Raw genomic sequence first — 14506 nt, forward strand, 5'->3', positions numbered from 1 at the left:
TGGACCTCTACTGCGATCACTGCGGCCGTCCGGCCGGAAACGGTGATCACGCGGCCTGCCTGGCCGCCAGGGCGATGGAGCCACCGCGTTACTGCCCGCACTGCCGCCGCCGCATGGTCGTCCAGATCACGCCCAGGAACTGGACGGCACGGTGCTCGGTGCACGGTAGTACGGGCGGATAACAGGTAGGCTCGACTTCCGACCCCCGAGCCTGGATCCCTTACGCATACAGGGTTCCGTGAACTTGTCGTTATCTACCCGCGACACGAACCTGCTTTGTTGGACACCTTCGGGGGTCGATTGACTTAGGGGGTACGGGGCGCAAATGGTGGCCCAAGGCATGACCCTGGCTGGGCGTTACCGGTTGGACGCCCGGCTCGGCGCCGGGGGCATGGGCGAGGTATGGCGCGGCGAGGACACCGTCCTCGCGCGCACCGTCGCCGTCAAGGTGCTTCTCCCCGGTCGTCTCGACGACCCCGGATTCGCCGTGCGCTTCCAGGGGGAGGCCCGGGCGATGGCGACCGTCAACCACCCCGGCGTCGTCGACGTCTACGACTACGGAGTCACCGAGGTCCCCGGTGACGGCTCCACCGCATACTTGGTCATGCGGTTCGTCGACGGCGAGCCCCTCGACCGCCTGCTGACCCGCCTCGGCCGCATCGGCGCCGAGCCCGCGATGGAGCTCATCGCCCAGGCCGCCTCCGCCCTCCAGGCCGTGCACGAGCGGGGGATCGTGCACCGGGACGTCAAACCGGGCAACCTGCTGGTGCGTTCCGACGGCACGCTCGTGCTGACCGACTTCGGGATCGCCCGCGCCGACCAGGGCAGCCGCCTCACCGACGCCGGAATGGTGCTCGGCACCGCGGCCTACTGCGCGCCGGAGCAGGCCGAGGGCGCTCCGGTCACACCCGCCGTCGACATCTACGCGCTGGGCGTGGTGGCGTACGAGTGCCTGGCCGGGCAGCGTCCCTTCGACGGCGACTCGCCGGTGACGATCGCGCTCAAGCACATCCGCGAGGAGCCGCCACCGCTGCCGCCGGACGTGCCGCCCGCCGTCCGGGCCATCGTCGAACGCGCCATGTCGAAGGACCCGGCGCGCCGCTGGCCGTCCGCCGCCGCGATGAGCCAGGCCGCCCGGCAGTCGGTGCTGGCCCCTGGTGTCGGAATGCCCAGCACCGTGGTCCCGGACGCCTCGCCCGCGTACGGCCCGGAGGGCCTGGCGGGAGCAGGGTACGGCCCGCAGGGCCTGACCGGAGGGGGATACGGCCCGCAGGGCGTCACCGCGGCCCCGCCCGCCACGGGCATGGGGACCCCGCCTCCGCCCACGGGCCCGCTCACCCAGGCAGGCCCCTACCCGGGTGGGCCGGAGGCCGTCCCGGCCACCGGCGCCACCTACCGCGTCACCCGAGAGTCCTGGAACGACGCCCCGGCCGTGCCGCCGGCGACCGTCGTCTCTCCGCAGCAGGGCTCCCGTACGGCGCGGCGCGCGGCCCAGCGGTCCAGGAGAGGCCGGGGGATGCCGGTCGCGGCCGGAGTGGCGGGGTTCGCCGTCGTCGGCGGCCTGGCCGTCCTCGGCATCAACATGGCCTCGGCCGGGTCCACGACCCCCGAGCCGCCCGCTTCGTCCCTGAACATCATCAATCCGTCGCCCAGTCCGTCGCCTGAGCGGCCCACCAAACGGCCCTCCACGAGGCCCTCCCAGGAGGTGCCGGTGTCGCGGCCGAGCCCGACCAGGAAGAAGCCGAGCCCCACGCCGAGTCCGACCCCCAGCCCGTCGCCGAGCCGCACCGCCTCGCCGACGCCCTCGCCGAGCTCGACCGAGGGCATGATCAAGGTGCCCCAGCTCAAGAACCTGCCCGAGAGCTCCGCGCTGGCGCGGCTCAACATGCTGGGGCTCACTCCGAAACCGCTGTACGAGGGCGAGGGAGACTGCAAGGGGTCGGTCGTCAGCCAGAAGCCGGCGGCGAACACGCTCGTGAAGGAGGGCACGACGGTCACGTTCACCGTGAAGAAGGAGTGCCAGACTCCCTCGCCGAGCCCGTCGCCCAGCCCGGCCGCGAGCCGCTCTCCCGCGGCGTCCTGACGCCTGCCGGCCAGGAGCCCCGCGCGACGGACGTACGCGGGGCTCCGCCGGCGGTCACACTCCGGTCGTGTTGCGCGGGTAGGCGATCGCCGGGTCGGTGGCGATGTTCACCAGGTAGGGCACGCCGGAGTCGAAGGCGCGGCGCAGCGCCGGGCCGATCTCCGCCGGCGACGTGACGAGCTCCCCGCCGCCGCCGAGCGCCGTGACGACCTGGTCGTAGCGGCACTGCGGCTGGAGTTCGGCCGCCACGTCGTAGCCGTACAGCATCTGCATGGGGTGCTTCTCCAGGCCCCACATGCCGTTGTTGCCGCAGATCATGACGACCGGCAGGCGGTGGCGGACCAGCGTGTCGACGTCCATCAGCGAAAAGCCCGCCGCGCCGTCGCCGAGCAGCAGCACGACCTGCGACGACGGCCTCGCCAGACGTGCGGCGATGGAGTAGCCGAGCCCGGTGCCGAGGCAGCCGTACGGGCCGGGGTCGAGCCAGTTGCCCGGCCGGCGCGGCTCGACGTACTTGCCGGCGTAGGAGACGAAGTCGCCGCCGTCGCCGATGACGACCGCGTCGTCGGCGAGCACCCTGTTCAGCTCGCCGTAGATGCGCATCGGGTGGATCGGGTCGGCGTCCGACTCCAGCAGGGCCGCGTCCCCGGCGGTCGCCGCCGCCGCGGCCTCGCTCAGCCTGCTCACCCACGGCTCGAACGCCTTGGGGTTCACCCCGGCGGTCCCGCAGGCCGCGGACAGTCCCCAGAAGACGACCGACAGGTCGCCGGCGGCCGAGCCGGACAGGCCGGTGTGCGTGGCGAGCTGGGAGGGCGCGTCGGCGATGTGGACGACCCTGGCGAGCGGTGCGCCCTCCTTGCCGCCGAACCAGCCGTACGCGAGCCGGAAGTCGAGCGGCGTGCCGACCACGATGACGAGGTCGGCCTGGCCGAAGGCGACGCCCCGGGCGCGGGTGACCAGCAGTTCGTGCCCGGCCGGCAGGATCCCCCGGCCCTGGCCGTTGGGGACGACGGGCAGTCGCCACTCCTCGGCGAAGTCCCGCGCGGCCTCCTCGGCGCGCTCCATCCAGACGTCCGAGCCGAGCACCAGCACCGGGCGCTCGGCCTCGGCGAGCAGTCCCGCGATGCCGGCGAGCGCCTCGGGGTCGGGCTCAAGCGGCGACGGGGTCAGCGTCTCCGAGACGTACTCGGGCGACGGGGAGAACAGGTCGTCCATGTGGACGTCCAGGAACACCGGGCCGCGATGCGGGGCCAGGGCGGTCCGGAAGGCCATCTCGACGTCCTGCCCGATGGAGTCCGCGCCCGATCCCGTGAAGGCGAGCTTGGTGATGGGCTCGAACAGCGGCGGATGGTCCATCTCCTGCAGGGCCCCGGAGCCCCAGCGTGAGCGCGGGGCGCGTCCGCCGAGTACGACGACCGGGGAGCCGTTGAAATGGGCGGTGGCGACCCCCGAGACGCCGTTGGTGACGCCGGGGCCGGCCGTGAGCACGGCGAGGCCGGGCTTGCGGGTCAGCCGGGCCGTCGCCTCGGCCGCGAACACCGCGCTCTGCTCGTGGCGCACGTCCAGGATGCGCATGTTCTGATGGACGGCCCCGTCGTACAAGGGGAAGACGTGCCCACCGGACAGCGTGAACATCGTGTCCACGCCGTAGGCCTGGGAGACGGCGACGGCGATGTCGCCTGCGTGTTTGGGGGACTCCATAGGGTGAAACCTACCAGTCGGTCACTTACCGGAACAGATGGGCGGCCGATGCCCTCCAGCCACAGGAGAACGTCGGTCACCCCCGCTGATGCCCGGTGTCGTCGCGGCTACTCCGCCCCCGCAGGCTGGGATTCCAGCCGATCGCCCTTCCCGAGCCCTCAGAGGGTCTGGGAGAGCGCCTTGACGGGCATCTTGAGGTCGGCGAGCAGCTCCAGGTCGCGCTCGGGGGCGCGGCCCAGCGTGGTCAGGTAGTTGCCGACGATGATCGCGTTGATACCGCCGAGCATGCCGTCCCTCGTGCCGAGGTCGCCCAGGGTCAGCTCGCGGCCCCCGGCGTACCGCAGGATCGTGCGCGGCAGGGCGAGGCGGAACGTGCCGATCGTCTTCAGCGCCTCGGTGCCCGAGACGAGGGGCTGGTCCGCGAACGGCGTGCCCGGGCGGGGGTTGAGGAAGTTGAGCGGCACCTCGTCCGGCTCCAGCTCGCCGAGCTGGGCGGCGAACTCGGCCCGCTGCTCCAGCGTCTCTCCCATGCCGACGATGCCGCCGCAGCACAGCTCCATGCCCGCCTCCCGGACCATGAGGCAGGTGTCCCAGCGCTCCTCCCAGGTGTGGGTGGTGACCACGCGGGGGAAGTGCGACCGGGCGGTCTCCAGGTTGTGGTTGTAGCGGTGGACCCCCATCTCGGCCAGTTCGTCCACCTGCGCCTGGGTGAGCATGCCGAGCGAGCAGGCCACGTTGATGTCGACCGCGTCGCGGATCGCCTTGACACCCTCGCGGACCTGGTCCATCAGCCGCCGATCGGGTCCGCGTACGGCCGCGACGATGCAGAACTCCGTCGCCCCGGTCGCGGCCGTCTCGACGGCCGCCCGGACGAGCGAGGGGATGTCGAGCCAGGCTGCGCGCACCGGGGAGGAGAACTGGCCGGACTGCGAGCAGAAGTGGCAGTCCTCCGGGCAGCCGCCGGTCTTGAGCGAGACGATGCCCTCCACCTCGACCTCGGGACCGCACCACTTCATCCGCACCTCGTGCGCCAGGGCGAGCAGGTCGGGCAGGCGCTCGTCCGGCAGCGTCAGGCACTCCAGCGCGTGAGCCGCGTCGAGGCCCCTGCCCTCGTCCAGAACCCGCACGCGGGCGATCTCCAGGATGTCGGTCTTCACGCGGCACTCCCGTCGGTCCTCGGCGGCACTCCTGTCACAGGGGCAGCTTAAGGGTCGAGCGGAATCCGGCCGGGTCGAACATGCCGCCGAGCGCGGGAGTCAGTCCGGCGCGGGCGGCGCGGGCGAACGCCTCCCGGCCGAGCGCGCCCGCGCCCTCCGGCAGCGCGCCCGACAGCGGCCGGGCGGGCGAGCATCTCCAGGTCGGCGACGTTCGACCGCTCGGCGAGCCCCGGATCGGCCGGCCAGGACCCGATCACCACGCCCGCCAGGTCGAGGCCCCGGCCCGCCATGGCCTCGAGCGTCAGCGCCGTGTGGTTGAGCGTGCCCAGCGCCGCGCGCGCCACCACGAGGACGGGGGCGTGCAGCCGCCGCGCCAGGTCCGCGAGCGTGCCGCCCTCCTCGTCGTAGCGGACCAGCAGGCCCCCGGCGCCCTCGACGAGCACCAGCCGGTGCGACTCGGCCAGCTCCTCGATCCGGGCCGCCGCCGACGCGAGCGACAGCGGCGGCAGGCCGAGATCCGGGCCGCCGCGGCGGGGGAGAGCGGGTCGGGATAGCGCGCCCATCTCGAAGGTCGTCGTCACCCCCGACAGGCGGATCACCTCGTCGAGGTCCCCGGGCTCCCCGGCCGCCACTCCGGTCTGCGCCGGCTTCACCACCGCGACCGTCGCGCCCCGCTCCCTGGCCAGCACGGCGAGCGCGGCCGTCACCACCGTCTTGCCGACCCCGGTGTCCGTCCCGGTCACAACGAGAATGCTCACTGTGTTTCCCGCTTCGCTCTGTGTTTTCCGCTTCGCTGCGGGCGCTTATATCCGCCATGTCGTGCCGGAGGCGCGCCCCTCGGCTCGCTCGGTATTTCAGGGGCGGCGGAGGCGGGTGACGAACTTGTAGCGGTCGCCGCGGTAGAGCGACTGGGCGTACTCGACGGGGTTGCCGTCGGCGTCGAAGGCGTGCCGGGTCAGCAGCAGCATGGGCAGGCCGACGTCCACTCCCAGCACCTGCGCGTCGTACGGCGTGGCGAGCACGGTCTCGATGACCTCCTCGGCGTCGGTCAGCCGCACGTTGTAGGCGTTGTGCAGGGTCTCGTACAGCGAGGAGTGCACCTCCAGCTCGCGCCGCAGGCGGGGGAACCGGCGGGCGGACAGGTGCGTGGTGTCAATGGACATCGGCTCGCCGTTGGCCAGGCGCAGGCGGTGGATCCGCAGGACCCGGCCGCCGGGGTTGATGGCCAGCCGCCGTCCGAGCGCCTCGTCGGCGGTGATGTAGCTGATGTCGAGGATCTTGGTGTCCGGCTCCAGACCGACCGTGCGCAGGTCACCCGTGTAGGAGGTGAGCTGGAGGACCTGGGCGACCTTGGGCTGGGCGACGAACGTGCCCTTGCCCTGGATGCGCAGCAGCCTCCCCTCGACCACGAGCTCCGACAGCGCCTGCCGGACCGTCGTCCGTGAGGTCTCGAAGCGCACCGCCAGGGTGCGCTCGGGCGGGAGCGCGCTGCCCGCGGGCAGGCTCTTGGTGAGCTCCAGAAGGCTGCGCTTCACGTCGTAGTACTTCGGAACCCGGGGAGAGTCCTCGCTGTGCTCCGTCACCTGTCCACCCTCAACTCGGCCACATCGCCCAACTCAGGCAACATCGTCAACTCGGCCACAGCGGTGAGCGCACCCCGGACCACCGCGAGATCATCGGACCTCAGATCGGCCCTCGCGGTCAACCGCAGACAGGACCGGCCCCGAGGCACCGATGGTGGGCGGAAGCATCCCACGCGGACCCCGAGTTCCGCACACAGGGTTCCCGCTGACAGGGCGAGCCTGGGCGAGCCGAGCACGACCGGCACCACGGCGGCCGCCGGCTCGGTCGTCTCCAGGCCGAGCTCGCGGGCCAGCGCGGCCAGCTCCCGGGCCCGCCGCCGGGCGCGTCCGGGCAGGTCAGCGGTGCTTTCCAGGATATCGAGGGCGGCCATGGCGGCACCGGCGCAGGCCGGTGCGAGGCCGGTGTCGAAGATGAACGACCGTCCGGTGTCCACGAGCGTGCCGACCACCTCGGGGGCGCCGAGGACGGTGCCGCCCTGGGAGCCCAGGGACTTCGACAACGTGACGGTTCTCACAATGTCGGCACACCCGGCGAGGCCCGCCGCGTGCACCGCGCCCCTGCCGTGGTCGCCCACCACGCCGAGCGCGTGGGCCTCGTCCACCACCAGCAGCGCGCCGTGCCGTACGGCCGCCTCGTGCAGGGCGCGCAGCGGCGCGAGGTCGCCGTCGACGGAGAAGACGGCGTCGGTGACGACGAGGGCGTGCTCCTCGGCACGCTCGGCCAGGGCCTTGTCCACCGCCTCCGCGTCCCCGTGCGGGGTGACCACGATCCGCGACCGCGACAGCCGGCAGGCGTCCACGATCGAGGCGTGGTTGCCGGCGTCCGAGACGACCAGGCCGCCCCGCCCGAGGGCGGCGACCGCGGCGAGGTTGGCGAGGTAGCCCGAGGAGAACACCAGGGCCCGGGCCGCCCCGGTGAACGCGGCGAGCCGGTCCTCCAACTCGGCGTGGAGCCGGGTGGAGCCGGTGACCAGACGTGAGCCCGTCGAGCCCGCGCCCCACTCCCGGGTGGCCCGTACGGCCGCCTCGACGAGCCGCGCGTCCCGGGAGAGCCCCAGATAGTCGTTGGAGGCCAGGTCGAGCAGGCCGTCGTGGTCGGGCGTACGCGGGCGCAGGGTGCGGCGCAGCCCCGCCGCCTCCCGCTCGGCGGCGGCCGCGCGCAGTCTGTCCAACGGCCCTGTCATGAGGTGCATCTTGCCAGGTGGCGATGGTCGATTCGCTTTCGACCCGGACGGCGGCGCATCATGCACTCGTGCCGACTCTCAGCGACCTGGTGTCGCGCCACACCGCACTCGATTCCGCCGGCGTCGACTGGATCCACTCGCTGGTCTCGGACTGGCAACTGCTCGCCGACCTGTCGTTCGCCGACCTCATCCTGTGGGTTCCCGACCAGGGCGGCACGAGGTGGGTGGCGGTGGCCCAGATGCGGCCCACGACCGGTCCCACCGTCTACCACGACGACGTCGTGGGCATGTCCATCGCCATCGGGGAGCGGCCGCTGATCGACGTGGCCTGGACCGAGCACCGGATCTGCCGGGAGGGCGACCCCGACTGGTCCAGCGGTGTGCCGGTGCGCGAGGAGACGATCCCGGTGCGGCGCGGCAAGGACGGCCCGATCATCGGGGTCATCCAGCGCTCGACCAACCTGTCGTCGGCGCGCACCCCGTCCCGTCTGGAGCTGACCTACCTGCAGAGCGCGTCCGATCTGGCGCAGATGGTGGCCGAGGGCAGGTTCCCCTTCGCGGAGGAGGAGCCGATCCTGGTCAGGTCGCCCCGGGTGGGCGACGGCCTGCTCCGACTGGACAAGGCAGGCCGGGTCACCTACGCCTCGCCCAACGCGCTGTCGGCCTACCGCAGGCTCGGTTTGCACGCCGACCTCGTGGGCGCGGACCTGGGGAAGACGACCGCCGACCTGTGCTACTCCGACGAGCCGATCAACGAGGACCTGATGCTCGTCGCCAGCGGGCGGGCCCCCCGGGAGACCGAGGTGGAGAACGGCGGCACGGTCGTGCAGCTACGGGCGATCCCGCTGATCGTCGGTGGCGGCCGCATCGGGGCGCTGGTGCTGATCCGCGACGTGACCGAGCTGCGGCGGCGCGAGCGGGAGCTGCTCACCAAGGACGCGACGATCCGCGAGATCCATCACCGGGTCAAGAACAACCTGCAGACCGTGGCCGCGCTGCTGCGGCTCCAGGCGCGCCGGCTGAACAACCCGGAGGGCCAGGAGGCGCTGAACGAGGCCGTACGGCGGGTCGGCTCGATCGCGATCGTCCACGAGATCCTCGCCCAGATGCCGGAGGAGATGGTCGAGTTCGACGACATCGCCGACCGGGTCATCGCGATGACGGCCGAGGTGGCGCTCGCGCAGGTGGCGATCAAGCGGATCGGCAGCTTCGGCGTGCTGCCCGCCGCGGTCGCGACCCCCATCGCGATGGTGCTCACCGAGTTGCTGCAGAACGCGGTCGAGCACGGGTTCGCCCACTCCTCCGGGAACGTCCAGGTCGTCGTCTCCAGGGACGCCGACCGGCTGGAGTTCACGGTGGCCGACGACGGCAAGGGCCTGCCCGAGGACTTCGACCTGGACGCCACCGGAAGCCTCGGGCTCCAGATCGTCCGTACGCTGGTCGTGGGCGAGCTGTCGGGCCGCCTGGGTGTGGCCGGGAGAGAGGGCGGGGGCACCGAGGTCAGTCTCAGCATCCCGGTGCAGTCGGCCTGATCTCCCGCGGGGCCTCCGGATCGCGCGAGGTCCCACAGGGGGTCCCGCTGTGCGAGACCCGTGTGGGGGATGCCATAGTGGACGCGATGCGTTGGTGGACAGACGGCCCTATGGGCGGGAGGCGACGCGGCCGTCCCGGCCGGGCTTCGATGCCCCGCGATTCGGTGAATGCCATGGCAGGCATTCACCGAAGGCGTTCGCGTGCGGCGGGGGAGTCAGACGGCGGCGCGGGCGCGGGCGCGAGCCGTACGGCGCTTGAGGGCGCGACGCTCATCCTCGCTGAGCCCGCCCCAGACTCCGGCGTCCTGACCCGACTCGAGGGCCCACTTGAGACAGGACTCGGCGACCGTGCATCGCCGGCATACCTGCTTGGCCTCTTCGATCTGCATGAGCGCCGGACCAGTGTTCCCGATCGGGAAGAACAGTTCGGGGTCCACGTCACGGCAGGCAGCGCGGTGGCGCCAGTCCATGCGTTCCACTCCTTCGTAAAGTGGAGCCTCCGTGGCTCCTCTGGCCGTCAACTTTGTGAACTCTTTCACTAGCTGCTGCGAACGATCACCCGGATCCAGGGTGGGGGCCGGGCTCGTCCGCGTGATCGCCGGGGCTCCTCACGGAGGCGGTGGTCTCCGTAAAGGTCCTACGTTCCGACGTCGTAGTTCAGCTTTTCAGCCGTACCAACACCACACAAGAGGTTTGGGACAAGGTTTTGCCCGTCGTGGCTGTCGGATGCGTCACACTATGACTACATGTAACAGGCTAGACGAGGACTTGTAACGCGTCCGGGATAGCGCGGAAGATCACCCACTCGTGTTCTCCCAGGTAGTCGCCGTCGAGCTGGAAGGCGACCGGGCGGGAGGCGTGGAGGGTGAACTCGGCCTCGTCATGGATCTGAACGAGGTGTTTACCGCGCGGCAATCCCCGGTGTTCGCCGATGATCTGCCGCGCGAGCGCGAGCACGGTCGGCAGGCTCATGTTCCGGAGCCCGAGCATGTCGAGCCCCGTCTCGAAACCGGCCCACGGCGTCGGGTTGATCGGACGTGTGCCGGCGTACGTCCACGGCGACGTGTTCGACACGATCGCCATGAAGATCCCATCCTCTGTCGGCCGGCCGGGACGCGTCAGCCGGATCGCCGGCCGCCGGCGTCCGTCACGAAGAAGTGGCGGACCGTCGTGTTCACGTAGAGAGCGGGCAGCGCGCGATGCCCCGCGCTCCGCAGGCCCTCCACGGCTCGGACGACCTCGGCGTCGTATCCCAGCCCAGCGCAAAATGTGAAATATCTGGACCTTTGCTGGTCAGGTGGCGCATCTGCCCCCGGGTCCGGGCCTGAAACCTCGTCATGCCAAATTGCCTGTCCCAAACCGATGGTCCGGCGGCGCCCTTCGCGTAGCGCCTCCAGCACGGCGCCGGTCGCCTCGACCGGGTTGTTGGGCAGCCCGAGGGCGCGGGCGAAGACGTTGGCGCTGCCCCCGGGGATCACGATGAGCGCGGGCCGCTCGCTCGCGCCGCCGTCGGGCCGGGCGTCCAGGAGTCCGTTGACGGTCTCGTTGATCGTGCCGTCGCCGCCGAGGACCGCCACGGCGTCGAAGCCCTTGGCGTGCGCGGTCGCCGCGAGCGCGGTCGCGTGGCCGCGGTAGGCCGTCTCCTCGACCGACAGGTCGACGGCGGCGCCGAGCGCCCGGATCAGCACGTCCCGGGTACGCCGGTGCGTCGAGGTCGCCTTGGGATTGACGAGGAGGAGTGCCCGCATGCCTGAAGGTTAACGAACGGTTTACCGCTCGTGCCGGGTGACGCCCTCCCGATGAGGCGCACATGTCTGCGGGTAGGGTTGGGCGGTGTGATCAGCAGTTCCGTCGGCCGCCCCGGCACCCTGACCGTGGCCGCCGCCGTCCTGGCCGCGGAGGGCCTGCTCGCCCTCGCCTTGGGCGGTTACGTCGGCGTCGAGACCGTGATCGGCAAACCCACTGACTTGGTCACCAGCATCGCGGTGGCCGGATTCGGCGTGCTCGGCGGCGCCCTGCTGCTCTGGGTGGGCTGGGGCGTGTGGCAGGTGCTGCGATGGAGCCGCGGCCCGGCCGTGGTGACGCAGATATTCGCGCTTCCGGTGGCGATCAGCCTCATCCAGTCGGCGCAGTACGCGTTCGGCGTCCCGCTCATCGCCGCGGCTGCGGTCGCCCTGGTCGCGCTGCTCGCGCCGGCCTCCACCCACGCCCTCATGGGCGAGGACGGCGCGCGCTGAGCAGACCGGCACGCTGAGCAGACCGGCACCAGGGCGGACACCGAGCGGACGCAGGGCAGGCACCGGCTGCTGACCGGGCGCCGCCGGGGGGGAGCGCGGCGTCGCGGTCGTCCTTGCCTGATCGTCCCGGGCGGCCCGGGCTGGACGATCAGTCTTCGGCGGTGAGGCCCTCGCGGAGCTGGGCCAGGGTCCGGGCGAGCAGCCGGGACACGTGCATCTGCGAGATCCCCAGCTCGGTCGCGATCTGCGACTGCGTCATGTTGCCGAAGAAACGCAGCAGCAGGATCCGCTTCTCACGCGGCGGCAGGCGCTCCAGCAGCGGCTTGAGCGACTCGCGGTATTCCACGCCCTCCAGCGACTCGTCCACGATGCCGAGCGAGTCGGACACGGCGGGAGCGTCGTCGTCGCCGGAGTCCGGCGCGTCGAGCGACACGGTGGAGTAGGCGTTCGCCGACTCCAGGCCCTCCAGGACCTCCTCCTCGCTCATGCCCAGGTGGACGGCGAGCTCGGCGACCGTGGGCGCCCGGCTCTCCCGCTGCGACAGCTCGCTTATCGCCTTGGTGAGCGAGAGCTTCAGCTCCTGGAGCCGGCGCGGCACGCGGACCGCCCAGCCCTTGTCGCGGAAGTGCCGCTTGATCTCGCCGACGATGGTCGGGGTGGCGTACGTGGAGAACTCCACGCCGCGTGCGAGGTCGAAACGGTCGATCGACTTGATCAGGCCGATCGTGGCGACCTGCGTGAGGTCGTCGAGCCACTCGCCCCGGTTGCGGAAGCGGCGGGCCAGGTACTCCACCAGCGGCAGGTGGAGCTCGACCAGCTCGTCGCGGATGCGCTGGCGCCTCGGGTCGTCCGGCGGGAGCTCCGACAGCTCGGCGAAGAGTGTGCGCGCGCGTACGCGGTCCGGCACCGCCGAGTCGCCGGAGGTCATCGCACTCGTCCTTTCCGTCATCACGACGGCCTCGCCGTGCTCCGGCGCTTACGCAGCACGATCGCCAGATGGTCGGCGTGGTCGGAGATGGCGTCCACGTCGTCGGCCAGCGCGGTCAGCACCATCCAGGCGAAGTCCTCCCGGTTGGGCGAGCTGACTCCGAGGGTGTTGACCTCGACGCGAACCGTCATCTCCTGGCCCGTGAGTTCGAACTCCGCGAGGAGGTCCGTCCCGGGCACGGCGTGCCGCAGCAACATGGCGCACGCCTCGTCGACGGCGATGCGCAGGTCCTCGATCTGGTCGAGGGTGAAGTCGAGCCGTGCGGCGAGCCCGGCGGTTGCCGTGCGCAGCACGGACAGGTAGGCGCTCACGGCGGGCAGCCGGACACTCACAGCATCGCGAATCCCGGTCAGATCCACCGCAGGCGTCTCGGTTTCCTCGGTCACGTTCCTCCTCGCCCCTTCAGCCGGCTGAGTGCCGCTGACTGCAACCTACCGCCACTCGCGCGGTGCTGCCCCGGCTGGACGCGCTGATTGTGGCGTTCCTTGGAGGTAACTGCACGTAAATTCCGTACAACCGAATATGGAGTTTGTATGGGCCTTGGGATGATCTGGCCCCGCGCGGCCGTGGAGACCGTGCGGGGCCCGAGATCCCGGGGCTCAGGCGGCCTTGGTCTCCCAGAAGATCTTGGCGATCTCGTCGATCTTCGCGAGGAGGTCGTCGGCCAGGGCGGGGTCGACGGTGCCCTTGGCACCGGCGGCGCCGGCGAGCTTCGTGGCGTCCCAGAAGAGCTGGTGAAGCTGGGGGTACTGCTCCAGGTGCGGGGGCTTGAAGTAGTCGGTCCACAGCACCCACAGGTGATGCTTGACCAGCTCGGCCCGCTGTTCCTTGATGAGCAGCGCCCGGGTCCTGAAGACCGGGTCGTCGTTGTCGGCGTACTTCTTAATGATCGCCTTCACCGACTCGGCCTCGATGCGGGCCTGCGCCGGGTCGTAGACCCCGCACGGCAGGTCGCAGTGGGCGGACGCCTCGTGCCGGGGTCGCAGCAGTCGTGCGAGCATCGGAATCCTTCCTTAGGAATGCTGGTGACAGCACTGTTCCAGAACCGACCTTACTCGTCTCGAAATCACTGTGCGGAGGGGGATGTGCTCACCGCCGTGTGTGTCTCCGGCGACTCGATGCTGCCCGCGTTGCGGCCGGGAGACTGGCTGCTGGTACGGCTCGGCGCCCCCGTCCGCCCGGGCGACGTGGTGGTCGCGAGGCGGCCGCACGGGCTGATCGTCAAGCGGGCCTTCAGGCTCACCGGCGACGGCTGGTGGCTGGAGAGCGACAACCAGTCGGCCCCCGGGCGCCGCGACAGCTGGGACTTCGGCGCCGTGCCGGAGGAGGACGTCGTCGGCAGGGTCGTGCTGCGTTACTGGCCCCGGCCTGCGCTGCGTTTCCCCGCGCCGGCCTCCTGACCGCACCCTTCCGGGCTGCCCGGTCAGGCGCCCCGCTTGCGCGCCCGGTAGGCGGCCACGTTCGCCCGGCTTGCGCACCGCTCGGAGCAGTAGCGGCGCGACCGGTTGGAGGAGGTGTCGAGGTAGGCGTTGCGGCACGGCGTCGCCTGGCAGGTGCCGAGCCGGTCCACGCCGAGCCGGGTCACGACGCTGGCCAGGCCCATGACCGACCCGACCGCGAGGGCGTCGGCGACCCGGCCGCCCTCGGTCAGGTGCAGGTGCCAGGGCTGGCCGTCGTGCCCCGAGATCTGCGGATGCACCGGGTGGCGGACCAGCAGCCCGTTGAGCCGCTCGACCACGTCCACGTCGTCGCCCGCGGCGGCGGACGCGAAGACCTCCGCGAGCTCGTCGCGCAGCTCGCACAGCGCGTCGATGTCACGGCGGGTGAGGCGGGCGGCCGCCTCCGTACGGCCCGTCTCCTCAAGCAGGGCGCGCAGGGAGAAGGGGTTTTTGAGTTCGTCGCCCATGTTGACCAGCTGAACGGCCAGCTCGGCGTAAGACGTCAAGTCCACTGGGGCGCCCAAGTACGTAAGAGATCACTGGCAATGCCGAGTATTACACGCCCGATGGCCTGGGGGAACACCTGATCGTGCAACGATATG

16 protein-coding genes are annotated in these 14506 nt (G+C 71.4%); 4 read left to right on the forward strand and 12 right to left on the reverse strand.

The features are described from left to right. Nucleotides 1–340 precede the first annotated feature (340 nt). Nucleotides 341–2083 (forward strand): serine/threonine protein kinase, encoded by a 1743-nt coding sequence (locus B1L11_RS45475; RefSeq protein ID WP_256862786.1) that lies wholly within the window; start codon nucleotides 341–343, stop codon nucleotides 2081–2083. A 54-nt stretch (nucleotides 2084–2137) separates the two neighbouring features. On the opposite strand, the gene B1L11_RS22335 is transcribed toward B1L11_RS45475, so the two are convergent. The 5 genes from B1L11_RS22335 to B1L11_RS22355 all read right to left on the reverse strand — a co-directional run bounded on the left by B1L11_RS22335 (nucleotide 2138) and on the right by B1L11_RS22355 (nucleotide 7708). Then, entirely contained in the window at nucleotides 2138–3784 is a 1647-nt protein-coding gene (locus tag B1L11_RS22335) for an acetolactate synthase (protein ID WP_079316284.1), read from the reverse strand. 158 nt (nucleotides 3785–3942) lie between these two features. Next, nucleotides 3943–4941, reverse strand: a complete 999-nt coding sequence (gene bioB / locus B1L11_RS22340; protein WP_079316285.1) for a biotin synthase BioB — start codon at nucleotides 4939–4941, stop codon at nucleotides 3943–3945. A 47-nt stretch (nucleotides 4942–4988) separates the two neighbouring features. Continuing rightward, nucleotides 4989–5684: a dethiobiotin synthase gene (gene bioD / locus B1L11_RS22345; RefSeq protein WP_256862787.1), complete on the reverse strand. Its 696-nt coding sequence runs from the start codon at nucleotides 5682–5684 to the stop codon at nucleotides 4989–4991. 111 nt (nucleotides 5685–5795) lie between these two features. Further along, the gene (locus tag B1L11_RS22350; protein WP_079316286.1) at nucleotides 5796–6524 is read right to left on the reverse strand and encodes a GntR family transcriptional regulator; all 729 of its coding nucleotides are present in this window, start codon (nucleotides 6522–6524) and stop codon (nucleotides 5796–5798) included. Further along, nucleotides 6521–7708, reverse strand: coding sequence for an 8-amino-7-oxononanoate synthase (locus B1L11_RS22355; RefSeq protein ID WP_079316316.1), 1188 nt, complete (start codon nucleotides 7706–7708; stop codon nucleotides 6521–6523). The genes B1L11_RS22350 and B1L11_RS22355 overlap by 4 nt, the downstream gene beginning before the upstream one ends. Before the next feature lie 68 nt (nucleotides 7709–7776). On the opposite strand from B1L11_RS22355, the gene B1L11_RS22360 reads away from it, so the two are divergent. Beyond that, on the forward strand, nucleotides 7777–9240 hold the full coding sequence (locus B1L11_RS22360) for a PAS domain-containing sensor histidine kinase (RefSeq protein ID WP_079316317.1): 1464 nt from the start codon (nucleotides 7777–7779) through the stop codon (nucleotides 9238–9240). 215 nt (nucleotides 9241–9455) lie between these two features. On the opposite strand, the gene B1L11_RS22365 is transcribed toward B1L11_RS22360, so the two are convergent. From B1L11_RS22365 to B1L11_RS54115, 3 genes are all read right to left on the reverse strand, one after another. Continuing rightward, nucleotides 9456–9710, reverse strand: a complete 255-nt coding sequence (locus B1L11_RS22365) for a WhiB family transcriptional regulator (RefSeq protein WP_030511444.1) — start codon at nucleotides 9708–9710, stop codon at nucleotides 9456–9458. A 286-nt stretch (nucleotides 9711–9996) separates the two neighbouring features. Next, on the reverse strand, nucleotides 9997–10323 hold the full coding sequence (locus B1L11_RS54110; RefSeq protein ID WP_306291690.1) for a hypothetical protein: 327 nt from the start codon (nucleotides 10321–10323) through the stop codon (nucleotides 9997–9999). A 35-nt stretch (nucleotides 10324–10358) separates the two neighbouring features. Further along, complete coding sequence (locus B1L11_RS54115) at nucleotides 10359–10988, reverse strand: diacylglycerol kinase family protein (protein WP_306291691.1); 630 nt, start codon at nucleotides 10986–10988, stop codon at nucleotides 10359–10361. A gap of 87 nt (nucleotides 10989–11075) precedes the next feature. Here B1L11_RS54115 and B1L11_RS22375 point away from each other — a divergent pair, with 87 nt between their 5' ends. Next, entirely contained in the window at nucleotides 11076–11477 is a 402-nt protein-coding gene (locus tag B1L11_RS22375; RefSeq protein ID WP_256862788.1) for a hypothetical protein, read from the forward strand. 148 nt (nucleotides 11478–11625) lie between these two features. Here B1L11_RS22375 and B1L11_RS22380 read toward each other — a convergent pair whose 3' ends face one another. From B1L11_RS22380 to sodN, 3 genes are all read right to left on the reverse strand, one after another. Further along, nucleotides 11626–12426: an RNA polymerase sigma factor SigF gene (locus B1L11_RS22380; protein WP_030511447.1), complete on the reverse strand. Its 801-nt coding sequence runs from the start codon at nucleotides 12424–12426 to the stop codon at nucleotides 11626–11628. Beyond that, nucleotides 12426–12851, reverse strand: a complete 426-nt coding sequence (locus B1L11_RS22385; RefSeq protein WP_079316287.1) for an ATP-binding protein — start codon at nucleotides 12849–12851, stop codon at nucleotides 12426–12428. Before B1L11_RS22385 ends, B1L11_RS22380 begins: the two co-directional genes overlap by 1 nt. A gap of 213 nt (nucleotides 12852–13064) precedes the next feature. Beyond that, a complete protein-coding gene (gene sodN, locus B1L11_RS22390; RefSeq protein WP_079316288.1) occupies nucleotides 13065–13466 on the reverse strand; it encodes a superoxide dismutase, Ni in 402 nt (133 codons plus the stop codon). Nucleotides 13467–13550: 84 nt separating this feature from the next. Here sodN and B1L11_RS22395 point away from each other — a divergent pair, with 84 nt between their 5' ends. Next, nucleotides 13551–13865: a S24 family peptidase gene (locus B1L11_RS22395; RefSeq protein ID WP_256862789.1), complete on the forward strand. Its 315-nt coding sequence runs from the start codon at nucleotides 13551–13553 to the stop codon at nucleotides 13863–13865. A gap of 23 nt (nucleotides 13866–13888) precedes the next feature. Here B1L11_RS22395 and B1L11_RS22400 read toward each other — a convergent pair whose 3' ends face one another. Then, nucleotides 13889–14416, reverse strand: a complete 528-nt coding sequence (locus B1L11_RS22400; protein WP_079316289.1) for a CGNR zinc finger domain-containing protein — start codon at nucleotides 14414–14416, stop codon at nucleotides 13889–13891. Nucleotides 14417–14506: the final 90 nt, after the last annotated feature.

Origin of the sequence: Microbispora sp. GKU 823 (assembly GCF_002027145.1) — a bacterium.
Lineage (GTDB): Bacteria > Actinomycetota > Actinomycetes > Streptosporangiales > Streptosporangiaceae > Microbispora > Microbispora siamensis.